Genomic DNA, 23,096 nt, shown 5'->3' with positions numbered 1-23,096 from the left:
TCCCGGTTAACGCCGGAACGCCGCCATGACGTCCGGCATCATGGGTAGCGAAACCAGACTGCGCACTCCGGGCTCCGGGAAGGCGCGGCGTGCAGGGAGTGATGGAGATGAGGACCTCGTACAGGATTGCAACGTCGACCGCGGCATTGGCGACGGCGCTGATGGTGATGCCGGGTGCGGCGTGGGCGCAGGACGCGACCGCCGATCAGGACGCGACCACCACCGAGCAGACGGTTGAAGACGAACAGCTCTTCGAAACCGCAAACGAAATCGTAGTCACGGCACAGCGCCGCACCGAACTGTCGCGCGACGTGCCGATCAGCGTCACCAGCATCGACAGCGATCAGATCGCGACGGCGGGCGTCACGCAGCTGTCCGATACGACCAAGCTCACTCCGGCGCTTCGCTTCGACTATCAGGGCGCGGCCGCGCAGCCGACCATCCGCGGCGTCGGGACCGCGATCACGACCTCGGGCGGTGGCCCGAATGTCGGTATCTATGTTGACGGCTTCTTCCAGTCGAACCCCTATGTCGCCGATTTCGACCTGCTCAACGTTGAGGGTATCCAGGTTCTGAAGGGGCCGCAGGGCACGTTGTTCGGGCGCAACACTACCGGCGGTGCGATCATCGTGACGACCGCCGAGCCGAGCTTCGATCCGCATGGCGAAGCGCGGTTCAGCTATGGCCGGTTCAACGAGATCAACGGTCAGGCCTATGCGACGTTCGGCGTGACCGACAATATCGCAATGGATATCGAAGCCCAGTTTTCCGAGAATGACGGTTTCATCACCGACGATCTGACCGGCAACGACCTGGCCGGCAAAAGCCACGGCTGGTCGGTGCGCGCCGGGCTGAAGTTCGAAGTTTCGCCCGACGTTTCGGTGCTGCTGCGCTATTCGCACACGACCAAGGATGATCCCAGCCCGCAGCTGGTCAACGCCTATGTCGACGAAAGCGGCGATGCCGGTTTCTTCGACAAGGTCTCGGCGGGCGGCCAGGCAGTCTATGGCGCATCGGATTCGCAGGGCATGCCGCTGATCTATTATTATGCGCCGGCCGGCACCTTCACCAGCGAGCCGGGGCATGTCACGCTGAACGGCCCGGTCAGCTTCCATACCAATTCGGATACCGTTCAGGCGACGGTCAAGGCGGATCTCGGCTTTGCCGACTTCACGTCGTACACCCAGTATCGCGATGACGACACGCCCTGGTTCGGTGACCTCGACGCGACTGCGGTGCCGCTGTTCAACATCAACGTGAACATCTTTGACGAGACCTTCTCGCAGGAATTCCTGCTCAATTCGCATCCCGAGTCGCGGCTGCAGTGGACGGTCGGTCTCAACTATTTCCAGACGCGCGACACCTGGGACGTCAACGCATCGTTCGGCACGCCTTTCGCCGACTATGGCGGCTCCAGCACGCTCAGCAAGTCGTGGGCGGGCTTTGCCGACCTTACCTATGAAGTGGTGCCGGGGCAGCTCTTCATCACTGCCGGCGCGCGGTACAGCCACGACATCGTGACCGATGCCTATTTCAAGACGAATTTCGGCATCACTTCCTATACCGGGCCGGACGGCAACCCGGTTTCGGTCGGCTCCCTGCCGCCGGAAACCAAGATCCCGGTCGACGAACTGACGAATGACAGCCTGACGCCGCGCGTTGTGGTGCGTTACAAGCCGAGCGAGTCGTCGAGCATCTATGCCTCGTACACGCGCGGTTACAAGGCGGGCATCCTGAACGTCGGCGGCCTTTCGCAGCAGGTGGTCGAGCCCGAGGAAATCGACGCCTTTGAAGTCGGCTACAAATATGGCGACCGGTCGTTCTCGCTCGATCTGTCGGGCTATTATTACGACTATAAGAACCTGCAGGTTTCGAGCTATCAGAACGGCGCGGCGCAGATCCGCAACGCGGCTTCGTCGGAAATCTACGGGATCGAGGGCCAGGTCCGCTATCGCGTCAGCCAGGCGTTCAGCGTCAACATGGGCGCTGCGTGGACGCATGCCCGCTACAAGTCGTTCCCCAACGCGCCTTATTACAGCTATTGCGATCCGGCAGTCGCCACGGGCGACCTCGCCTGCGGCGCGATCGGACCGGGCTCGCTGACGCAGACGACGACCGACGCTTCGGGGCTGCAGATGCAGCGTGCGCCGGAGTTCACTGCATCGGCGGGCGCAAGCTATACGACCATGCTGGCGGGGGGCGACCTGACGCTGTCGGGCAACCTCTACTACACCTCGTCCTTCTATTTCGATCCGTCGGAACAGTTCCGGCAGGACGCGTATGAGGTGCTCTCGCTGCGCGCCGAATGGACCGATATCACCGACACGTTCACGATTTCGGTGTTCGGCGACAACGTCACCGACAATCGTTATCGCACGCAGGTGCTGTTCAACACGCTGGGTATCGGCAGCACCTGGAGCGCGCCGGTGACCTACGGCGTCGGTCTCGGCGTCAAATTCTGATCCGGCATCCCGGCCGGGCGCGTGCCGCCCGGCCGGAATTCCCCGGTACAACTTCACTCTGTCCCCATTGGCGCTTCTGTGCCAAAGAGCGCGCGTGTCCGACGTTCCTCACGCGCTGGCCGCCGGTTGGCGGGGTCGCAAGCCGCAGTGGAGAACGGCGCATCGGCAATCTCAAACTCTGCCGCGTGTCATGATCGCGCGCGCGGCGCAGCGATAGGAACGCAGTGACTCCCGGTAAGGAACTTCTCTTCGTCGCGCTCGGCGGTTCGGGCGAGATCGGCATGAACGTCAATCTCTACGGCACCCAGGGAAAATGGGTGATGGTCGATTGCGGCATCACCTTTGGCGACGCGGGCTATCCTGGGATCGACGTGATCCTGCCCGATCTGCAGTTTATCGAGGAGCGGCTCGACGATCTGCTCGGTATCGTCCTGACCCACGGGCATGAGGATCATATCGGCGCGCTGCCCTATCTTGCACTCGATCTCGGCGTTCCGCTCTATGCGACGCCGTTCACTGCCGGGCTCATTCAGGGCAAGCTCGATGAGGAAGGGATTTCCGATCGCGTCGAGCTCAACATCATCGAGAATGAAGGTAGCTTCAAGCTGGGGCCGTTCGGCTTCCGCTATGTCCCGCTCGCGCATTCGATCCCGGAAGGCAATGCCGTCCTGATCGATACGCCGCACGGCCGCATCTTCCACACCGGCGACTGGAAGCTGGACGAGCAGCCGCTGCTCGGTACGCCTTCGACCGCCGAGGAACTGACCGAAATCGGCGATGACGGCGTGCTGGCGCTGGTTTGCGACAGCACCAATGTCTTCAACGAAAAGGCGTCCGGCTCCGAAGCCGAAGTCCGCACCGGGCTTGACGAAGTCATCGGCGGTGAAACCGGCCGGGTGCTGGTCACGACCTTCGCGTCCAACGCCGCGCGGCTGAAGACGCTGGGCGAAGTCGCGCGCGATACCGGGCGCGAACTCTGCGTCGCCGGGCGTTCGCTCGATCGCATCCTGCGCGTCGCCAAGGCGACCGGCTATCTGCGTGACTTCCCCGAGACGATCGATTTCGACACGGCGATGAGCCTGCCGCCCGGGCGCGTGATGATCGTCGCGACCGGCGGGCAAGGCGAACCGCGCGCGGCGCTGTCGCGCATCGCCGAGGGGACGCATCCGATCAAGCTCGACAAGGACGATCTCGTTGTTTTTTCGTCGAAGCAGATTCCCGGTAACGAGCTCGCCATCGGCCGGATCATGAACACGCTGGCGCATCGCGGCATCCGGCTGATCACCGATCGCCAGGCGTTCGTGCATGTTTCGGGGCATCCGGGACGGCCGGAACTGGCGGAGATGTATCGCTGGATCCGCCCGACCTATCTGCTGCCGGTGCATGGCGAAGTGCGCCACATGATCGAGCAGGCGCGGTTCGGCGTCGATCAGGGGATTTCGGGCGCGATTTTTCAGGTGAACGGCGAAGTCGTGCGGCTTGCGCCCGGCACGCCCGAAGTGATCGATCATGTGCCCGTCGGCCGGCTGGTGCTCGACGGCGACGTGATCCTGCCCGCCGATGGCGGCACGATCAACGAGCGGCGCAAGCTGGCGCTCAACGGCCAGATTTCGGTCGCGGTGGCACTGACATCGAACGGGCACATGCTCGGCGTGCCGCAGATCCGCCTTCAGGGGGTTCCGGTGGAGGAAGACCGCGAATCCTTCCTTCAGGACGCTGCAGCCGCTGCGGCGGAGGCATTGCGCGATCGTAAGCGCGGGGTCGATATCGAGGATCTGCGCGAAACCCTGCGTCTTGCAGTGCGGCGCACGGCAACGCGCTGGACCGGCAAGAAGCCGGTCGTCGATGTTCTGATCGTGGAGGGATAATCATGGGCCTGCCTTCAATGCTGGCCGTATATTTTCTGTTCTGGGTCTTTTCGGTGTTCCTCGTCCTGCCGTTTGGCGTGAAGACCGCGGCAGAGGTCGGTGAGCAAGTACAGCCGGGCCATGCCGAAAGCGCGCCGCACGAATTCCGGCTCGGCCGCACGCTGTTGCGCAGCACGATCGTCGCGACCGTACTCTTCGCGCTGTTCGTGCTCAATTATCTCTATGGCTGGGTCACGCCAGAGATGCTCGACTGGACCCAGTGGTAGGGCCGGCGTTGCGGAAGAACGATGCTTCGACAGGGGCGGCACCGACGGGATAAGGGCAGCCAAGCCTGGGCAAACATCGCCATGCTGAACTCGGTTCAGCATCCACTGGGGCAGGGCCTCCGCCCTCAGGCCCGCAGCCGTTCGATCGCCTGCGCCAGCGCGACGTAGAGCTTGCCCATGTCGCTCGACAGCAAGGTCACGCCCAGCGGCGACCCTTCGCGCAACGACAGGATCTGCCGCAGCATCGCTTCGAAATCGTGGATGTAGCGATTGACGTTGTCGCGGAAATCCTCGTCCTCGGCATAGAGGTCGGCGATCTGCTTGCTCTCGGCAGTGTCGAGCAGCCGCACCGCGCGGCGCGTGAAGACACCGCGATCGCCCTTCAGATAGGCGGTCCAGGCACTGTCCGACACATCCTGCGAGAAGCATTTGGCGATGTCGATAGAGGCCGAATTCATCGTCTCGATCAACGCCGAGACGCGGCGCGCGAAATTGTCGCTGTCCGCCTTTTCGCGTTCGGTGCGCGCGTCCTCGATCCGGTGTTCGATCGACGCAGTGGTTTCGGCGAGCGACAGCATCTGCTGCGTCAGCCGTTCCGAAGCGCGAGTTGCGGCGCGGACGGCGGCCTCGGTCGTTTCCGCGAGTTCGCCGAGCTGGCGCCGGACCGAGCTGTCCATCGCCTTGCGCAGCGCGTCGGTCCCCGCGGTTTCGAGTGCGCGTGTCGCTTCGGGAACAATGCCGTGCAGCGTCTCGCGCGCCTTGTCGGCGGCCGCCGAGGCGGTTTCGCGCACCCGCACCAGCGCATCGACCAGCTGCGGGGCGGCGTCCTCGGCAAAGCGCTGGGTGGTCCCGATCGCCTGATCGACGATGGTTTCCAAAGTCTCGGCCTTGGCGCGCCCGTCGTCGAGCGTTTCGAGTAGGTCCTGCGAGGTCCGCGCGAGCGTGTCCCGCTGCTGCGACACGACATCGGCGATCGCTTCAATCGCGTCATGCGTGCTTTCGGCAGCCGTGACGAGCGCAAGCAGCTCGGGCTTGCTTTCGCCGATCACCTTGCGGCTCGCCGCGATCCGCGTGTCGAGCCGGTCGAGCGCGGCAGGCAGCGTCTCGTCCATTTCGCGCGTCGAGGCATCGAGCGCGGTAAGCAGATCTTCGGCAGTGTCGATCACGCCGCGCGCCGTGGCGTCGCCGGCATGCATCGCTTCGGTCATCGCGCCGACCGAGCCCGACAAGGCACTGATCGAGGCCGCCAGCGCCTGCGAGCGTTCCATCCCGCTTTCGTGCATCGCAGCGATTTCGCCGTCGATCGTGGCGACATGGCCCGAAAGCGAGGCGAAGATCGCGTCGCCACGACCCTGTTCTTCGGAAAGCCGCCGCGAAATGCGATCCACGGCTTCCTCGATCGCCGAAATGCGTTCGCCCAGCGCCTCGACACTGTCGCGTCCGGCCTTGTCGAGCGCCGACTGGTTGGCGTTGAGCATCGCGAGGATCGCTTCGCCCTGCGCGGCAATGCCCTTGCGCGCTTCGTCCACTGCCTGCGCCGCCCGGTCGAGCACGCCGTCGACTGCTTCGGACATCTCGCCGGTGACCGCTTCGAGCCGCTGCCCCGCCTGTTCGCTCGTCTCCTCCATGCGCGAGAGATGCGCGGCCAGCCGATCGGCGGCGCCGCCCGCGACACTGTCCGCCTCGCGCCCGCGCTCGCTGAGCGCGGCAAGCTGAACATCGAGCGCGGCGGCGCGCTGGCTCGCAGTCAGTCCCGCTTCCTCTATCTGCTGGGCCAGGTCGCGCATTTCCTCATGTGCCTGGGGCAAGGCGTTGAGCACGGTCGTCACCTTGGCCTCGGCACCGGTGACTGCTTCGCCGAGCGTCTTTGCGCTGGTGTCGATCGCATGCGCCTGCTCGCCGATCCGATCGGCAGTGGTCTGTAGTCGCTGCGCGGCGCCGTCGCCCATGTCCATCAGGTGATTGGTCTGTTCGGCCAGTGCCTTGCGATTATCCTCGATCTTGCGCGAAAGCGTCGCGACCATGCGTTCGAGCGCCTCTGCTTCGGCACGCATCGACCGCGCTGTCGCGCCCCAGCGGCGCGCCTCGGCAGTGCTCGAACGCAGCGCGAGCAAGTAAAAGATGCCGATCAGCGCAGGAGGCACGCAAAGCGCGGCAATGAACTGGATGAGATCCAGCGGCGGCATGCCCGCCTCCAGAGTCGCACGCGAGGCCCAGAGCGCGCCGCCGAACCAGCCGACGACGGCGAGGATGGTGAGCGTGGGAAGGAAGAGATTGCGGCGCAACGGCTCGGGCGATTCGCCATCATCTTCTTCATATTCCACGATTTCCGGGACGTCCTGCGGATCGCTTCCCGTCGCGCGGACTGCCTCGGTTTCCGGCGCCGCTTCCTCGGCGGCATCGGAAAGCAGCAGCTCCTTACCGCCATCCTCCTGCGTTTCGGGCAGGTGCTTCGCCTGTTTTGTGCGTGCCATGTCGCGCATTTACCACGATTCATCGCGGAACCAACAGTCGCCGCAACAAAGCTTTAAGCAACTGAGCGCTAAAACGCGTGCGATGGCGTATGATCCCGGTGCAATAGATGCGACTTTGGCGGCTGCCGTGGGCGACGAGCCCGGGCTGATCGCCGAACTGCGTGAGGCGTTTCTCGAAGGCGCGAGGCGCAGCTTCGCGTCGTTGCGAACCGCGGACACGAACGAGTCCTGGACGGCGGCGGCATTGCGGCTCAAGGGACTGGCGGCGAGTTTCGGCGCGGTCCGGCTGATGGCGCTGGCCAACGAAGCGGCGGAAAGCAAGCCGCGCGACGCGGAAATCATGCGCAAGATCAACCGCGCGATCGACCGGCTCTAACGGGCCTTCCAGAGCTTCGCGGAAAATTGTCATGCTGAACTTGTTTCAGCATCCACTGTGCCGCACGTGCCTTGCCCTGCTATTTTGGGGGACGTTGCCGCAAACCAACATGGGTTCGCGCCTTGTTTCTCGGTGGACCCTGAAACAAGTTCAGGGTGACGGTAGTATTTGTGGATGGCGATGCGCCTACCGCTTCCGCGTCAGCTCGCGCATCGCGTCGTCGAGCCCGTCGAGCGTCAGCGGGTACATGCGGTCGCTCACCAATTGCCGGATGAGCTGGGTCGAGTGGGAATAATTCCACTGTTCCTCGGGAACCGGGTTGATCCAGACGGTCGCGGGATAGGTGTTGGTGACCCGCTCCATCCAAACCGCGCCGGCCTCTTCGTTGAAATGCTCGACCGAGCCGCCGGGGTGGCTGATTTCATAGGGGCTCATCGCCGCGTCGCCGACGAACACGACCTTGTAATCGTGGCCGAACTTGTGGAGCACGTCCCAGGTCGGCGTCCGCTCGGCGAAGCGCCGGCGATTGTCCTTCCACACGCCTTCGTAGAGGCAGTTGTGGAAATAGAAGAATTCCATGTTCTTGAATTCGCTGGTCGCGGCAGAGAACAGCTCCTCGACCAGCTTGATATGCGGGTCCATCGATCCGCCGACATCGAGGAACAGCAGGAGCTTCACCGCATTGTGCCGCTCTGGGCGCATATGGATGTCGAGCCAGCCCTGCCGTGCGGTGCCTTCCACCGTCGCGTCGAGATCGAGCTCGTCGGCGGCGCCTTCACGCGCGAAGCGACGCAGGCGGCGCAGCGCGACCTTGATGTTGCGGGTGCCGAGTTCGCGGGTGGAATCGAGATTCTTGAACTCGCGCTTTTCCCAAACCTTGACCGCGCGCTTGTGGCGGCTCTCCCCGCCGATCCGCACGCCCGCCGGGTTGTAGCCCGAATGGCCGAAGGGCGAGGTCCCGCCGGTGCCGATCCACTTGCTGCCGCCCTGGTGGCGCTTTTCCTGTTCCTCGAGCCGCTTCTTGAGCGTCTCCATGATCTCGTCCCAGTCGCCGAGCTGCTCGATCTTCTCCATTTCCTCGGGCGAGAGGAATTTCTCGGCAACGGCGCGCAGCCACTCTTCCGGGATATCGGTCGGGTTTACGCCGTAGCTGGTGGCGATGCCCTTGAAGACCTTGGCGAACACCTGATCGAAGCGATCGAGCAGCCCCTCGTCCTTCACGAAGGTGGCGCGGGCGAGATAGTAGAAGGCTTCCGGCGACTGTTCGATCACGTTGCGATCGAGCGCTTCGAGCAGCAGCAGATGCTCCTTCAGGCTGGCGGGAATGCCCGCGGCGCGCAGCTCGTCGAGGAAGTTAAGAAACATGGAGGCCTTTTGCCCGTCCGGGCGGGCGAGGGCAACTAGGGGATGCGTTCGTAGAGCTTCCAGTCCATGCCGGTGAGGCTGGAGGTTTTTCCGACCGCGATCGTCGCGTAGCGCGCGCCGCAGCGCTCGGGCTGCATCGGTAGCGGGCCGCCTGTCTTGTCGAGGAACAGGAAGCGCTCTGCAGGGCAGGCGCCGCCGACGATGCGCAGGCGATAGCGTTTCTGGCTCGCCGCGACCGCGAGTACGGCGCTGGCGCGACTCATTTCGATCGCGACGCGAGCGCCGGTGGGCGCGCGGCGCATCATCGCCGTGATCGCGTCGCCGGGATCGCCGCGCTGGACGGCGATCAGTTCGCGATCGGCGATGAGCGAGGTAACGGTCGGCACTGCAAGCAATCCCAGCGTCAGGCCACGCGGCCAGCCGGGGCGGCGCAGCGCGACACCTGCGGCAATCGCAGCAAGAAGAAGCAGCGCAGTGGCTGCGGCGAGATAATAGCGCGAGATTCCCGCATTCCCCAGCTGGAAAAGCGGCACCAGAAGCACGCCGGCGAGCGCGAGCCGCAAATAGCCTTCGATTCCGGCCATGCGCGGCTGACCCCGCAACGTCAGTCCGAGCGACAACAGCAGGATCACGGCTGCAATGCCGATCAGGCCGCCTGTCGAGCCGGTGAGCATCATCGCCACCCCATGCACCCAGTCGCCCCAGTCAAAGGGGGTATAGCTGCCGAAGCGCATCCCGCCGTTCCTTTGCGCGGGAACGAAAATCACCGCGAGCGTCGACAGCCCGGCGACGGCCATCGGCAATGCGTATCGGGCAATCGCGGCAATGGCATCGCGCCGCGACCGGCGCTGGAGCAGCGCGATCACCACCCACAGGCACAGGGCCGCGGCGCCGAAGGCGAAAGTAAGCTGGCCGAGCAATCCGAACAGCACCGCCAGCGTCAACGGAATGGCGGGCACCGGCCGGTCGGGATCATCGAGCCAGCGCGCCGTGAGCAACACTGCAACGAGCAGCGCGAGCAGCATCGGCGCATAGCCGCGCGCTTCGGAGCCGTAGATGACCAGCAGCGGCGCGACCGCGAACAGCAATGCCGCGACGATCCCGGCATGTCGCCCGCGTCGTCCGGCTATCGCCGCCGCGAGTGGAATGGCGAGCGTGCCGCAGAGGATCGACAGTCCGCGCTGGAGCGGCGGCGGCGCGCTGACTCCCACAAGCTGCAGCCACAGCGTGTTGAGATGGTGGTTATTGTCGTGATGGAAATGCGCGAAGACGGCGAGCGGCGCGCCGAGTTCGTGCGCTGACCAGGCCGACCATGCCTCGTCGAGCCAGAGTGCCCCCTGCGCCGCCGCGATCCGCAAGCCGAGGCCAAGCGCGGCGAGCGCGGCTACCGTCATCCAGAAACGGCGATGCAACGGTTCCGGCGTTCCCGTCATCGCGCTTGCTTAGCGGTTGGCCGAAGGCGCGGCTAGGCTTCGTGTCGGCCGAGATGCACCAGCATCGCGAGAAGCACCACCAGCCCGCCTGCGCCTCCCAACCACAGCGCGAACGCCTGGCGATCGCCTTGCGAAAGCATGTTCACCGCCAGCAGCCAGGGGAAATAGATGCCCTGTTTCGCGCTGGTGGCGGCGATGGCGACGAAGGTTCCCGCGATCCCGAAAACAAGCGGCGGCACGAAGCTTCGGAAACGCAGCGCGACCCAGAGCTGGAGCATCGCGACCAGTATCGCCGCCACCGTCATTTTGGAGAGGATTTGCGCCAGGTCTCCCGGCGCGAACGCTTCCCCGACGGGCTTGATCATCGCGATGAATCCGGCCGCTGTCCATGCCTCGATGAAGAGCAGCAATGTCATCGCCGCGATCAGCGCAGCCATGACCAGCGCCTTGGCCAGATAGACGTTGGGCCACGCCCCGGGCATCGTCAGCAGCATGTTCCATGCGCGCGGGCCGTGCTCGATCTGGGCGAGCAGCACGCTCAGCGCGGTGAGCGTCAGCGGCAGCATGGCGAAGGCCCAGAAGGCGGCCGTGCTCATCCCGAACATCGGCAGCAGCACCGGTTCCTCCTTGTCGAGCGCCATAAGCGTGGCGAGCACCACGACGCAGGTCGGTGCGGCGAGGCAGAGCAGCAGCGCGAGCGAGCGGCGCAGCTTGAGGATTTCGGTAGTGAGATAGCGGAGCAGCATCGGGGTTCCCTTCAGGCGGCGCGGGCGATTTGGTCGTGATAGATGGTTTCGAGCGATGCCCGGCGGCTGGCGAGATGCGACAGCGCCTGGCCGCGCTCGACCAGCAGCCCGGCGATCACCGCGGGCGGGGCGCCGGTGACCAGCAGGGGCTCCTCCGCCGGACGATCGGTGGCGACCGCGAATCCTGCATCGATCAGGATGCGTGCCGAGCGGACGGGATCGTCGGTACGCACTTCCACGGCTTCGCCGCCGCGCAACTCCTCGAGCGGGGATTCGAGCAGCAACCGGCCGCGATGGAGCAGGCCGACATGAGTGGCGACCAACTCGACTTCGGACAGCAAATGGCTTGACACTATCAGCGTCATGTCGCCGGTTTCGGGCAGTCGGCGCAGCAGCGCGCGCATGTCGCGAATGCCGTCGGGATCGAGCCCGTTGGCGGGCTCGTCGAGGATCAGCAGGCGCGGACTGCCAAGCAGCGCGCGGGCGATAGCCAGTCGCTGGCGCATGCCGAGCGAATAGCCGCCCGCGCGGCGGTTCGCGGCGCCGGCGTCGAGGTCGACGATTTCAAGCACCCGGTTGATCTCGCGGACGGGCAGGGCGAGCAGTCGCCGGGCGATGTCGAGATTCTCGCGGCCGGTGAGGTGATCGTAGAGCGAAGGCGTCTCGATCAGCGATCCCACGCGATGCGTCGCCGATCCGCGGGGCTGCCCGAACAGCCGGATGGTGCCGCCATCGGGGCGAAGCAGGCCGAGCACCAGCTTGAGCGTCGTCGTCTTCCCCGCGCCGTTGGCGCCGAGAAAGCCGTAGATCGCGCGGCGCGGCACGGTGATCGAAACATGGTCGACGGCAGGCGGGCGCTTGCCGAAGCGCTTGGTGAGGTCGCGGATCTCGAGGGCAGTGGTCATTGCTGACTCCCTATTTAAGTCTTGCTTAAATAGGGGTAATATGAGAATTTAAGTCAAGATTAAATTTCGAGCCGGGAAGAGCGATGACGATCGAAGGATTGCGGGCGCGGGCCCGCGTGCTGATGTGGCTGGTGACAGTGCCGTTCGTGCTGCTGGCACTGCTCGCGGTGATGCAGCTGACGATGGTGTGGCGGACGGGCGGCGCGCAGGCGGGCTATATCGTCGTCAATTTCGCGCCGATGTATGTCTATGTCTGGGCGATCTGGATGGTGCGGCAGGCGCTCAAATCGATCGCGCAGGGCGGAGGATTTGACGCAGTGGTGCCAAAGCTCCTGTTCCGCATCGGCCTGGCGCTGTTCTGCGGCGCGCTGTTTCAGGTGTTCGGGACGACACTGCTCAGCGGGCTGATTTTCGGGCGCGGGCCGTTCGCGGGGTTCGATGGTTCGGAAGTCACGCTCGGCATCGTCGGCGCGACGCTGGTGCTGGTGTCGCAACTGCTGCGTCAGGCCGCCGCGATGCGCGAAGAGCTGGACGCATTTTTCTGATGCCTGTGCAGGTTACGCTCGACGCCGTGCTGGCCAAGCGCGGCATGACCGGCAAGCAGCTGGCCGAGGCGATGGGGCTCAGCGAGACGCAGCTCTCGCTATTCCGATCGGGCAAGGTGCGCGGCATCCGCTTCGCGACGATCGCGAAGATGTGCGCAGTGCTCGAATGCACGCCGGGGGACTTGCTGGGCTATGAATATGATCCAGGGGATTTGGGGGCGGAGGAGTGAGGCGTTGGGGGCGCTAGCAAGGATGGTCGCCGTCGCCCCTGCGCAGGCAGGGGCCCATGTCTGTAGCGTTGCGTCCCGCCGTCTGACACACAAGGCTCGCTCGTTGTGTCGGCGGAAGCGCCAAACTTCACAGCGATAGGCCCCTGCCTGTGCAGGGGCGACGGCAGAAATAGGCTGCTGCATCGCGGCTAAGAGGAGAACATTGCCGTTGCCACGCGGTCGTGTCAGCTTCGCTGGCATGACAGATTTTCAATGTTGGTTCTGTGGCCACCAAATTGCGCGCTCCGATGCGGGAGCCGTCATGCTGCAAGTCGAGAGCCTATGGCGTTGGGCGGAAAATACACGAGCTGCAGATGATCCGTGCCAAAGCATTTATGCTCATTCCGAATGTGCCAAGGATCGTCTAGCGGGGGCTACCATGAAGCTGGAGCCATCAATGTTCGGTGAGGACGGCTAATTTCGGCGTGATCATCTGAAGAAAGTCAACCGCGGTCATTCGTAAGCTACGGCTCGCGATGCGCCCTCACTTCCCCTGCTGACGTCGCGCCATGAACGCCAGGCGTTCGAACAGGTGAATGTCCTGCTCGTTCTTGAGCAGCGCGCCGTGGAGCGGGGGGATGGCCTTGCTCGGGTCCTGCGTCTGCAGGACGTCGAGCGGCATGTCCTCGTGGAGGAGCAGCTTGAGCCAGTCGAGCAGCTCGCTGGTGCTCGGCTTCTTCTTGAGGCCCGGCACTTCGCGAATGTCGTAGAAGATATCCATCGCCTTCTTCACCAGCATCTTCTGGATGCCGGGGAAGTGGACCTCGATGATGTCGACCATCGTGTCGCGATCGGGGAAGGCGATATAGTGGAAGAAGCAGCGGCGCAGGAACGCGTCGGGCAGGTCCTTCTCGTTGTTCGACGTGATGACGACGATCGGGCGTTCGGCGGCGCGGACCGTCTCGCCGGTCTCGTAGACATGGAATTCCATGCGATCGAGTTCCTGCAACAAGTCGTTGGGGAATTCGATATCGGCCTTGTCGATCTCGTCGATCAGCAGCACGGGCGTCCTGGAGGCAGTGAACGCCTCCCACAATTTGCCCTTGCGGATATAGTTGGAAATGTCGTGGACGCGTTCGTCGCCGAGTTGGCCGTCGCGCAGGCGGGCGACCGCGTCATACTCATACAGACCCTGATGCGCCTTGGTCGTCGATTTCACGTTCCATTCGATCAGCGGGGCATCGACTGCCTTGGCGATCTCATAGGCCAGCACCGTCTTGCCGGTGCCCGGCTCGCCCTTGACGAGCAGCGGGCGCCGCAGCGTGACGGCGGCATTGACCGCGACCTTCAGGTCGTCGGTGGCGACATAGTCTTGGGTACCTTCGAAGCGCATGCATCCCGGATAGAGGCGGGGGGCGGCGCAGCGCAAGTCTTGTTCGCGGGCGCCGCATCGCCGCGGCGCCGAGACTCAGTGCATTTCGCGGGCGGAGGCGCGTGCTTCGAGCAGATCCCACAGGCCGCGATGCTGAGCATAGACCTGTTGCGCGCCGAACATCATCGCACGTTCGCGCGGCAATTCGGTGGTAATCGAAGCGACGAGCGCGGCCGTTTCTTCGGCGATCGGCAAGCGGCACAACGGGCTTTCCATCCCCAGACGCAGCGCGGCGGCATCGAGCACTTCACGAATCGCCTGCCAGTCGAGCACCAGCGCGATTGCGGCCCCCGCCGCGCAACCGGCGCGATCAGACTGGGCGAGCATATCAAGGGCATGGCGCTGTCCCGCCGCGGCGGCTTCCGATTCGGCCTGTCCGGGCGTGGAGGGCAGGGGCCCGGCGGCAGCGACCAGGCGGACGAGATAGCCGCGCTCGGTCGCGAAGGCATCGGCGGCTTCCTGCAGCCATTCGCGCTCGGGGGCTTCCTCGGCATGGTTGAGTGCGTGATCGACCACGCCTGGATGCCGGCCGTGGAGCAGGCAGAGATAATGAACCGCGTCGGCCAGGTCGCGCGGATCCTCGTTCCGTTCGCCGAGCTTGCGAATATGGCGATGGCTTGCGCTGCCATCCGAAGCGGTCAAAGCGCCCAATGCGCCCCAGGCGCCTCCCAGCCGGGAAATCTGGACGGTATCGTACGGCATAAGCCCCCACACGCTGAACACCGCCGGTTGTCGGTGACCGGCCGCACCTTTCTGACGATCAGGTCTATACCGAAGCGCGTAAAGACGTGGTTTACGCCGAAAAATTTGCGGGAAACCGCTTTCGGCCGCGCAAATGCGCGGTCCGGCGCGTGCGACGCCGCACAAAACCGGCGTGCGTGGCGGATCGCCCCGGAGGGGAATGCGTTGTGTACTGCAGCATGGTTGCCGGAATTGACCCTTTAAATAACTGACGCGTCAGTTATATGGTTCGCATGGCCCGTCGCACGCCCCCCGATCGCCGTGATTCGATCCTTTCCGCCGCGCGCGAAATATTTGCGGCAAACGGCTTTGCCGGCGCGCGGATGGAGGATGTCGCCAAGCGTGTGGGGATATCGAAAGCGACGCTGTATCTGCAGTTCGCCGACAAGCAGGCATTGTTCCGCGAATTGATCGACTGGCTGATTGAAACCTCGCTCCCCGACGCGTTTCCACTGACTCTGGCCGACGCCTCGGCGTCGGAGCGGTTGGCGATCTTCGCGCAGGAGGCCGCGGGCAAACTGGCCGATGACGACGTCGCCTTTCTGCCGCGGCTGGTGATCGGTGAAAGCGGCAATTTTCCCGAGCTGGCAAAGGCCTGGCACGATGTCGCGGTGAGCCGGGTGCTGACCCTGATCGAAGGGTTGGTGCAGCAGGGGATCGACCGAGGTGAGTTTCGCGCGGTCGATCCCTATCTGGCCGCGCGCAGCGTCGCCGGGCCGCTGGTGCTCGGTGTGTTGTGGAATACCATCTTCGCGCCTGTAGGCGCGGAGCCGATGTCGCTGGCGGCGCTGGCCCGGTCGCATGTCGATATATTGCTCCACGGACTTCTGCAGGGAGAAACTGCGTGAGGCGGATACTATTGCCGATCGCCATATTGGCGCTGGTTGGCGTCGCGATTTGGTGGATGTTCCTGCGCGGACCGGACGAACCCGCGCCCTGGCTCGGCTATGTCGAGGGCGAATCGATTCAGGTCGCGGCGCCGGTTTCGGGCACGCTCGCGCGGCTCGACGTCACGCGCGGCGGCAAGGTGGCCGCGGGTGACGCGCTCTTCGCGCTCAACGCAGTCAGCACCGAGGCGCAGTTGCGCCAGCTTCAGGCGCAGCGCGATCAGGCGCAGGCCCAGCTTGAGGACTTGCAGAGCCCGCGCCAGCGCCCGGCAGAACTGGGCGTGTCGCGCGCGCAGCAGGAAGCAGCGCGCGCCGAAGTCGAGCGAACGCAGCGTGAATATGAACGGATCGCGACGCTTGCCGAAAAGGGTTTTGCCACACGCAGCCAGCTCGATGCGGCCAAGGCGGCGCGCGACAGTGCCCGTGCCACCTTGCGCCAGGCACAGGCAAGCGAGGCATCCGGCGAACTGGCCGGGCGGCAGGACCAGATCGAGGCTGCACGCGCGCAGGTGCAGCAGGCCGAGGCCGCGATCGCCGCCCAGCGGCGCCGGGGTGACGAAATCGCTCCCGCCGCGCCGGTCGCGGCGCAGGTGCAGCAGACCTATTTCAATCCGGGCGAGTGGGTCCCCGCCAACACCCCGGTCGTGCGGCTGTTGCCGCCGGACAAGGTCCGCATCCGCTTCTTCGTTCCCGAAAGCGTTGTTTCGACATTGCAGGAAGGGCAGGCCGTCCGCGTTTCCTGCGATGGATGCGGCGATCCGTTCTCGGCCACAATCCGTTATATCGCGCCGCAGGCCGAGTTCACGCCGCCAATCATCTACAGCGAGGATGCGCGTGAGAAGTTCGTCTTCCTCGTCGAGGCGCAGCCGCAGGGCGATGTCGCGCGCCTCCATCCCGGCGTCCCGGTGGAAGTGCGCCCGCAATGAGCGACGCGCCCGCCATATCGGTGTCCGGCCTGACCAAGATATTCGGCGGCCGGACAGTGGTCGATCATGTCACGATGGATATCGGGCATGGCCGGATCAGCGGCTTTCTCGGCCCGAACGGGTCGGGCAAGACGACGACATTGCGGATGATTTGCGGGCTGCTGATCCCCGACGAAGGCGAGGGCACCGTACTTGGGCTCGACCTCGCGACCTGTCGCGCCGAGATCAAGCAGAAGGTCGGCTATATGACTCAGCGTTTCGGCCTGTTCGAGGATCTGACGATCCGCGAGAATCTCAACTTCTTCGCCGACGCGCACGGGCTCGACAACAAGAAGCGGCGCGTGACCGACGCGCTCGAACAGCTCGGGCTGGAAACCCGCTCAGGCCAGCTGGCGGGTACGCTTTCGGGCGGGTGGAAGCAGCGACTGGCGCTGGCGGCATGCACGCTGCACGAACCGAAGATATTGCTGCTCGACGAGCCGACCGCGGGCGTCGATCCGCTCGCGCGACGCGAATTCTGGGATCAGATCCACCGGCTGGCGGGCGACGGCGTCACCGTGCTGGTTTCGACGCATTATATGGACGAGGCCGAGCGGTGCCACGACATCGCCTATATCGCCTATGGCGTGCTGCGGGCGCGGGGGACAAGTGAGGAGATCGTACGCGATTCCGGCCTCGTCGCGCTGACCGGCGAAGGGCCGGGGGCCGACCGGCTGGCGCCGAAACTGGAGAAACGGCCCGGTGTCGCGATGGCGGCGGCATTCGGCACCACCATGCATGTCTGCGGCGAGCAATATGATGCGCTGCGCCAGGCTGTTGACGATATCGCCCCCGATATCCGCTGGAACGAGACCGAACCGACGCTCGAGGACGTGTTCATCTATCTGATGCGGCAATCGCCCGACAATAGTGTCTCGGTGTCGGCATGAACGACATGCTGCGCCGCGTCTGGGCGATGCTGGTCAAGGAATTCCACCAGCTGCGCCGTGATCCGGTGACGTTCGGACTGGTGGTCGCGATGCCGCTCATCCAGCTCTCGCTGTTCGGCTTCGCGATCAACAACGATCCGCGCCATTTGAAGGCCGCGATCGAGACCAACGACAGCTCTACCTATACGCGAACGATCCAGTCGGCTCTGCGCAACTCGACTTATTTCGATCTGATTCCGGTGACTCGTCCGGGCGAAGGGGAAGAGATGCTGCGGCAGGGCGAGGTCCAGTTCCTGATCATCATCCCGCCCAATTTCTCGCGCGACCTGGTGCGCGGTGACCGCCCGCAACTGCTCGTGCTCGCCGACGCGACCGACCCGGCATCGACCGGCAATGCCATATCGGCGGTCGAGCAATCGGTGCTGTCGGGGCTGCGGCACGATCTGATCGGCCCCACCGCGGCTCGGGCGCCGCCACCTTCGCCGGTCGATGTGGTGATCCAGCGGCGCTACAATCCCGAGGGGATTACCAGCCACAATATCGTTCCCGGGCTGCTGGCGGTCGTATTGTCGATGACGATGGTGACGATGACGTCGATCTCGGTGGCGCGCGAGCGCGAGCGCGGGACGATGGAAAACCTGCTCGCCACGCCACTGCGCCCGATGGAGGTCATGGCGGGCAAGATATTGCCCTTCGTCGCGATCGGCGCCTTGCAGACAGTGATCATCATCGCAGTCGCGCTGATCGTGTTCGGCGTCCCGTTTCAGGGGCCGGCATGGGCGCTGGGCGTGGGGACGCTGGTCTTTGTGACGGTCAGCCTGCTGCTCGGCTTCACGCTTTCAACCTTCGCCGACAGCCAGATGCAGGCGATGCAGATGAGCTTCTTCTACATTCTGCCGAGCATCCTGCTCTCGGGATTCGCCTTTCCCTTCGCGGGCATGCCGACTTGGGCTCAGTGGCTGGGCGAAACCTTACCGGTAACGCATTTCCTGCGCGTCGTGCGGGGCGTGATGCTGAAGGGCTGGGGGTTCGGCGATACGCTGCCACAACTGGGCGTGCTGATCGTGATGGGTGTGCTGCTCGCACTCCTCGCGGCGCATCGGTACGGAGATACGCTGGAATAACGAAAAAGGGGCCGCCCGACGGGCGACCCCTGAATGCTCTATTTCAGCGTCGTTACTGGTCGAGGAACGACCGCATCTTGCGGCTGCGGCTCGGGTGCTTGAGCTTGCGCAGCGCCTTCGCCTCGATCTGACGGATACGTTCGCGCGTCACGCTGAACTGCTGGCCCACTTCCTCGAGCGTGTGATCGGTATTCATGCCGATGCCGAAGCGCATGCGCAGCACGCGTTCCTCGCGCGGAGTGAGGCTGGCGAGCACCCGCGTCACCGTTTCCTTGAGGTTCGACTGGATCGCGGCATCGACCGGGATGATCGCGTTCTTGTCCTCGATGAAATCGCCCAGATGCGAATCCTCCTCGTCGCCGATCGGCGTTTCGAGAGAGATCGGCTCCTTGGCGATCTTCATCACCTTGCGCACCTTTTCGAGCGGCATCGAAAGCCGTTCGGCCATTTCCTCGGGCGTGGGCTCGCGGCCCTGCTCGTGGAGGAACTGGCGGCTGGTACGCACCAGCTTGTTGATCGTTTCGATCATGTGCACCGGGATACGGATGGTGCGCGCCTGATCGGCGATCGAACGCGTGATAGCCTGACGGATCCACCAGGTCGCATAGGTGCTGAACTTGTAGCCGCGGCGATATTCGAACTTATCGACCGCCTTCATCAGGCCGATATTGCCTTCCTGGATGAGGTCGAGGAACTGCAGCCCGCGATTGGTGTATTTCTTGGCGATCGAGATAACGAGGCGGAGATTGGCCTCGACCATTTCCTTCTTCGCGATACGTGCCTCGCGCTCGCCCTTCTGCACCATGTTCACGATGCGGCGGAATTCGTCGAGCGCCATGCCGGTCTGCTGCGAGATTTCGGCGACTTCGTTGCGGATGCGATCGACCGCGCCGGATTCGTTTTCAGCGAAAGCAGCCCATTTTTTGTCGAGGCTCCTGACCGTGTCGAGCCAGCTCTCGTCGAGCTCGTTGCCCATATAGCTTTCGAGGAAATCCTTGCGCTTCACCTTGTGGCGCTCGGCAAGGCGCAGCATCTGGCCGCCCAGTGCAGTGAGGCGCCGGTTGAAGCTGTAAAGCTGATCGACGAGATATTCGATCTTGGCCTGGTGGAACTGGACGCTTTCGACTTCGGCGGTCAGGTCCTCGCGCAGCTTCTGATATTTGCGCTCGTCGGCGGCCGAAAGCTCGCCGCCCGCCGCCATCGCGTCGAGCCGCCTGGCCTGCATCGCCGAAAATTTCTTGTAGATCGAGGTGATGTTGGCGAACTTCTCGAGCGCCTGCGGCTTGAGAGTCTCCTCCATCTGCGCGAGGCTCAGCGTATTGTCTTCCTCATCGTCGTCCGACGGCCGCTGGGCGCGGCGCTCGGTCATCGAATCCTCTTCGTCGTCGGCCGATTCCTCCTCGGGTTCCTCTTCCTCCTTGTAGGAGGGGCCGGCGGTCTTTTCGGAAATCTCGCCCGAATCATCGCCGTCATCGTCGTCCGACAGGCTTTCCGGGGCGGGGTCCTTCGAAAGCATCGCGTCGAGATCGAGAATCTCGCGCAGCTGCATTTCGCCTTCATTGAGTGCGTTCGACCAGTCGATGATCGCGTTGAAGGTGATCGGCGATTCGCACAGGCCGAGGATCATGGTGTCGCGACCGGCCTCGATACGCTTGGCGATGGCGATCTCGCCTTCGCGGCTGAGCAGCTCGACCGCGCCCATTTCGCGCAGGTACATGCGCACCGGATCATCGGTGCGGTCGACCGTTTCCTTCTTCTTGGTTTCGACCGGAGGCGCCTGGCCTTCCTGGCCCGCGCTGACATCGACCTCCTCGGGCGTGTCGTCCTCGGGCTCGGCGTCTTCGCCGGCGTCCTCATTCTCGACGACATTGATACCCATGTCGTTGAGCGTCGCCATCACGTCCTCGATCTGCTCGCTGGACATCTGGTCCTGCGGCAGCATCTCGTTGAGCTGGTCCACGGTGATGTAGCCGCGCTTCTTGGCGCGCGCGATGAGCTTCTTGATCGAGCCTTCATTGAGATCGATCAGCGGCGCGTCGCCCGTTTCCGCATTTTCGGACGCATCCGCCATATTCGCCTTCGCCATCAATAACCCTCAAGTTGGTGACGGCGCTTATTTTACACCGCCCTAATCGTCGAAATCTTCTTCGTCCGCAAGTATCAGATTCGCGAGCCGGGCCTGAAGTTCCTGCCGCTGCCGCAAAAGCGCCACTTGCCGGGCGAACGCTTCTCCAGTCTCGTCGACATTCACCAATGCCGTGGCCTCGGCGATTGCCGCCTCCACCGCCGGCCGAGCCACCATCACCGCGATCGCTTCGTTGAGGTCCGCACGAGCCCTTGCCTCATCCGTCGTCTTGCGGGTGAAGGAGAAGGGCAGGGTGTCAGCTCTCAGAAGCTCGCTCGCGACCGTATCGAAACCGGACTGTTCCAATATGGTGAGGATGCGGTCGCTATCAAGCTGCCGTGCTTCCAGTGCGACATCGATTACGGCGGCGAACAATCGTTCGAGCGCGCCGTTGCCGATGCGCAGCGATCCGAGCACTTCCATGTGTCGCGCAATCTCCGCCGGATGACGGATGAGCCCGGCCAGCACGGCGCGCGCCAGCATCGGATCGAGGCCCGAGGCATGAACCCCGCGCGCCTTGGTGCCGACCGGTCGGGGCGGGGGCTTCCAGTTGCCGCGCTTGCCGCCGCGCGGGCCGTCATAGCCGCGCTGCTGAAACTGCCGGGCGGGGCGGGCGAACATTTCCTCGAACCGTCGCCGGAACTCGGAGGCATATTCGTCGCGCACCATCGGATCGCCGATGCCCTGCGCCAGTTCGGTGAGCCGGCGGCGCAGCCCCGCGCGCCGTTCGGGGGTGTCGAGCGGTTCGGCGGCGACCTCATGTTCCCATAGCCGCTGGGCGAGCGGCTGCGCCTTGCCGAGCAGCGCTTCGAACGCGGCTGAGCCGGCGCCGCGCACCAGATCGTCGGGGTCCTGCCCGTCGGGCAAAGTGACGAAGGCGAGGCTGCGCCCCGGCTGGAGCAAAGGCAGCGCGCGGTGGGCGGCGCGGATCGCGGCTTTCTGTCCTGCCGCGTCGCCATCGAAGCAGAGCAGGGGCACGTCCGCCATCCGCCACAGCCGCTCTAGCTGATGCTCGGTCATCGCCGTGCCGAGCGGGGCGACGGCCTCGGCGAACCCGGCCTGCGCGAGCGCGATCACGTCCATATAGCCTTCGACCGCGATCACCCGGTCGGTCTTGCGCGCGGCGGCTTGTGCGCGATCAAGGTTGAAGAGATTGCGCCCCTTGTCGAACAGCGGGGTTTCGGGGGAGTTGAGATATTTGGGCTCGCCGTCGCCGATAATCCGGCCGCCGAACGCGATTGTCCGCCCGCGCACGTCCCCGATCGGGATCATCAAGCGGCCGCGAAACCGGTCATAGGGCTCCTTGCCCTCGACTGCGATCAGCAACCCCGCCTCGACCAGCATCGCGTCGCCATATTCGGCGAGCGCCTGGCGCAGCTTGGTGCGCGAATCGGGAGCGAAGCCCATGCCGAAGGCGCGCGCCGTTTCGGCACTGATTCCGCGCCGTTCGAGCATCGCGCGTGCCTGCGCACCTTCGAGCCCGTGCAACTGCTCGGCGAACCAGGCTTTCGCATCTTCCATTGCCTCGCGCAGCCCTTTGGCGCGCATGTCGCGCTCGGCCTGGCGCTTGTCCTGTGCCGGCATCTCCATGCCCGCTGCGGCGGCGAGTTCCTTCACTGCGTCGATGAAGGGCAGGCCGCGCTGATCGGTCATCCAGCGAATCGCATCGCCATGCGCGCCACAGCCGAAGCAGTGGTAGAACGCCTTGTCGTCGTTGACGTAAAAGCTGGGGCTTTTTTCGTTGTGGAACGGGCAGCAGGCGCGGAATTCCTTGCCCGCGCGCTGGAGCTTCACGGTCTTGCCGATCAGCGCGGACAGCGTGGTGCGATTGCGCAGCTCGTCGAGGAATTGGGGGGAGAGGCTCATGTGTCTTCTCCCCTCCCGCTTGCGGGAGGGGCTGGGGGTGGGCCCTTCTTCAGGGCAAAAGCGATGCCTTCGATCACGCCGTCGACATTTCCAAGCACTTCAGCATTCGAGAACCGCAAGACGCGAAATCCGCGCGACTCGATGAAGCGCTGGCGAAGATCATCCGCCTCGGTTCGAACATCGTGACTATGGCCATCCAATTCGACGATCAGCATTTCCGAGCGGCACATGAAATCGCAGACGAAGGGGCCAACTGGCATCTGACGGTTGAAACGGACACCGAGTTTGCGACCGTTCAGGCGGCGCCACAACATCCGTTCGGCGGGTGTAGCTCGATTGCGGAGTTTGCGTGCCGTCTTTGTCGGCCGGTCGATGCCTTCGACAGTGCCCACCCCCGACCCCTCCCGCAAGCGGGAG

Annotated in this window: 20 protein-coding genes; 10 read left to right on the top strand and 10 right to left on the bottom strand. The window is 64.4% G+C overall.

Annotated features, from left to right (window positions below; genetic code table 11):
* The first annotated feature begins 107 nt into the window (after positions 1-107).
* From G5C33_RS12410 to G5C33_RS12400, 3 genes are all read left to right on the top strand, one after another.
* Positions 108-2,462, top strand: coding sequence for a TonB-dependent receptor (locus tag G5C33_RS12410; protein WP_228275055.1), 2,355 nt, complete (start codon positions 108-110; stop codon positions 2,460-2,462).
* A 224-nt stretch (positions 2,463-2,686) separates the two neighbouring features.
* On the top strand, positions 2,687-4,330 hold the full coding sequence (locus G5C33_RS12405) for a ribonuclease J (RefSeq protein WP_165327502.1): 1,644 nt from the start codon (positions 2,687-2,689) through the stop codon (positions 4,328-4,330).
* A 2-nt stretch (positions 4,331-4,332) separates the two neighbouring features.
* Entirely contained in the window at positions 4,333-4,596 is a 264-nt protein-coding gene (locus G5C33_RS12400; protein WP_165327501.1) for a DUF1467 family protein, read from the top strand.
* Between the two features lie 125 nt (positions 4,597-4,721).
* On the opposite strand, the gene G5C33_RS12395 is transcribed toward G5C33_RS12400, so the two are convergent.
* Positions 4,722-7,079 (bottom strand): coiled-coil domain-containing protein, encoded by a 2,358-nt coding sequence (locus G5C33_RS12395; RefSeq protein WP_165327500.1) that lies wholly within the window; start codon positions 7,077-7,079, stop codon positions 4,722-4,724.
* Here G5C33_RS12395 and G5C33_RS12390 point away from each other — a divergent pair.
* Positions 7,069-7,446, top strand: a complete 378-nt coding sequence (locus tag G5C33_RS12390; RefSeq protein ID WP_456114989.1) for an Hpt domain-containing protein — start codon at positions 7,069-7,071, stop codon at positions 7,444-7,446. The genes G5C33_RS12395 and G5C33_RS12390 overlap by 11 nt on opposite strands.
* 186 nt (positions 7,447-7,632) lie before the next feature.
* On the opposite strand, the gene G5C33_RS12385 is transcribed toward G5C33_RS12390, so the two are convergent.
* Genes G5C33_RS12385 through G5C33_RS12370 form a run of 4 tightly spaced genes read right to left on the bottom strand, consistent with a single transcriptional unit; the run spans position 7,633 to position 11,895 of the window.
* A complete protein-coding gene (locus G5C33_RS12385; protein ID WP_165327499.1) occupies positions 7,633-8,811 on the bottom strand; it encodes a vWA domain-containing protein in 1,179 nt (392 codons plus the stop codon).
* A gap of 35 nt (positions 8,812-8,846) precedes the next feature.
* Positions 8,847-10,244: a glycosyltransferase family 39 protein gene (locus tag G5C33_RS12380; protein WP_165327498.1), complete on the bottom strand. Its 1,398-nt coding sequence runs from the start codon at positions 10,242-10,244 to the stop codon at positions 8,847-8,849.
* Between the two features lie 32 nt (positions 10,245-10,276).
* Positions 10,277-10,990: an ABC transporter permease gene (locus tag G5C33_RS12375; protein WP_165327497.1), complete on the bottom strand. Its 714-nt coding sequence runs from the start codon at positions 10,988-10,990 to the stop codon at positions 10,277-10,279.
* A gap of 11 nt (positions 10,991-11,001) precedes the next feature.
* On the bottom strand, positions 11,002-11,895 hold the full coding sequence (locus G5C33_RS12370; protein ID WP_165327496.1) for an ATP-binding cassette domain-containing protein: 894 nt from the start codon (positions 11,893-11,895) through the stop codon (positions 11,002-11,004).
* An 83-nt stretch (positions 11,896-11,978) separates the two neighbouring features.
* On the opposite strand from G5C33_RS12370, the gene G5C33_RS12365 reads away from it, so the two are divergent.
* Together G5C33_RS12365 and G5C33_RS12360 are read left to right on the top strand one after the other, a co-directional pair.
* The gene (locus G5C33_RS12365) at positions 11,979-12,440 is read left to right on the top strand and encodes a DUF2975 domain-containing protein (RefSeq protein ID WP_165327495.1); all 462 of its coding nucleotides are present in this window, start codon (positions 11,979-11,981) and stop codon (positions 12,438-12,440) included.
* The gene (locus tag G5C33_RS12360) at positions 12,440-12,670 is read left to right on the top strand and encodes a helix-turn-helix domain-containing protein (RefSeq protein WP_165327494.1); all 231 of its coding nucleotides are present in this window, start codon (positions 12,440-12,442) and stop codon (positions 12,668-12,670) included. The genes G5C33_RS12365 and G5C33_RS12360 overlap by 1 nt, the downstream gene beginning before the upstream one ends.
* A 523-nt stretch (positions 12,671-13,193) precedes the next feature.
* On the opposite strand, the gene G5C33_RS12355 is transcribed toward G5C33_RS12360, so the two are convergent.
* Both G5C33_RS12355 and G5C33_RS12350 read right to left on the bottom strand, forming a co-directional pair.
* The gene (locus tag G5C33_RS12355; RefSeq protein WP_165327493.1) at positions 13,194-14,042 is read right to left on the bottom strand and encodes an AAA family ATPase; all 849 of its coding nucleotides are present in this window, start codon (positions 14,040-14,042) and stop codon (positions 13,194-13,196) included.
* A gap of 75 nt (positions 14,043-14,117) precedes the next feature.
* A complete protein-coding gene (locus tag G5C33_RS12350; RefSeq protein ID WP_165327492.1) occupies positions 14,118-14,783 on the bottom strand; it encodes a DUF6975 family protein in 666 nt (221 codons plus the stop codon).
* A gap of 272 nt (positions 14,784-15,055) precedes the next feature.
* On the opposite strand from G5C33_RS12350, the gene G5C33_RS12345 reads away from it, so the two are divergent.
* The 4 genes from G5C33_RS12345 to G5C33_RS12330 are packed head-to-tail and all read left to right on the top strand — an operon-like array spanning position 15,056 to position 18,688.
* Positions 15,056-15,670 (top strand): TetR/AcrR family transcriptional regulator, encoded by a 615-nt coding sequence (locus G5C33_RS12345; RefSeq protein WP_165327491.1) that lies wholly within the window; start codon positions 15,056-15,058, stop codon positions 15,668-15,670.
* Complete coding sequence (locus tag G5C33_RS12340; protein ID WP_165327490.1) at positions 15,667-16,635, top strand: HlyD family secretion protein; 969 nt, start codon at positions 15,667-15,669, stop codon at positions 16,633-16,635. Before G5C33_RS12345 ends, G5C33_RS12340 begins: the two co-directional genes overlap by 4 nt.
* Entirely contained in the window at positions 16,632-17,564 is a 933-nt protein-coding gene (locus G5C33_RS12335) for an ABC transporter ATP-binding protein (RefSeq protein WP_165327489.1), read from the top strand. The genes G5C33_RS12340 and G5C33_RS12335 overlap by 4 nt, the downstream gene beginning before the upstream one ends.
* Positions 17,561-18,688, top strand: coding sequence for an ABC transporter permease (locus tag G5C33_RS12330; RefSeq protein ID WP_165327488.1), 1,128 nt, complete (start codon positions 17,561-17,563; stop codon positions 18,686-18,688). Before G5C33_RS12335 ends, G5C33_RS12330 begins: the two co-directional genes overlap by 4 nt.
* A gap of 52 nt (positions 18,689-18,740) precedes the next feature.
* Here G5C33_RS12330 and rpoD read toward each other — a convergent pair whose 3' ends face one another.
* From rpoD to G5C33_RS12315, 3 genes are read right to left on the bottom strand one after another with little or no spacing between them, the layout of a single operon-like run.
* Complete coding sequence (gene rpoD, locus G5C33_RS12325) at positions 18,741-20,774, bottom strand: RNA polymerase sigma factor RpoD (RefSeq protein WP_165327487.1); 2,034 nt, start codon at positions 20,772-20,774, stop codon at positions 18,741-18,743.
* A gap of 42 nt (positions 20,775-20,816) precedes the next feature.
* Positions 20,817-22,679: a DNA primase gene (gene dnaG / locus G5C33_RS12320; RefSeq protein ID WP_165327486.1), complete on the bottom strand. Its 1,863-nt coding sequence runs from the start codon at positions 22,677-22,679 to the stop codon at positions 20,817-20,819.
* Positions 22,676-23,071 carry an endonuclease domain-containing protein gene (locus tag G5C33_RS12315; protein ID WP_165327485.1) on the bottom strand — a complete coding sequence of 132 codons (396 nt, stop codon included), beginning with the start codon at positions 23,069-23,071 and terminating at the stop codon, positions 22,676-22,678. The genes dnaG and G5C33_RS12315 overlap by 4 nt, the downstream gene beginning before the upstream one ends.
* Positions 23,072-23,096 lie beyond the last annotated feature (25 nt).

Source organism: Sphingosinithalassobacter tenebrarum (assembly GCF_011057975.1).
Lineage (GTDB): Bacteria > Pseudomonadota > Alphaproteobacteria > Sphingomonadales > Sphingomonadaceae > Sphingomonas > Sphingomonas tenebrarum.
The sequence above is the reverse complement of the archived record's forward strand: the minus strand, read 5'-3'. Positions and strand labels throughout refer to the sequence as shown.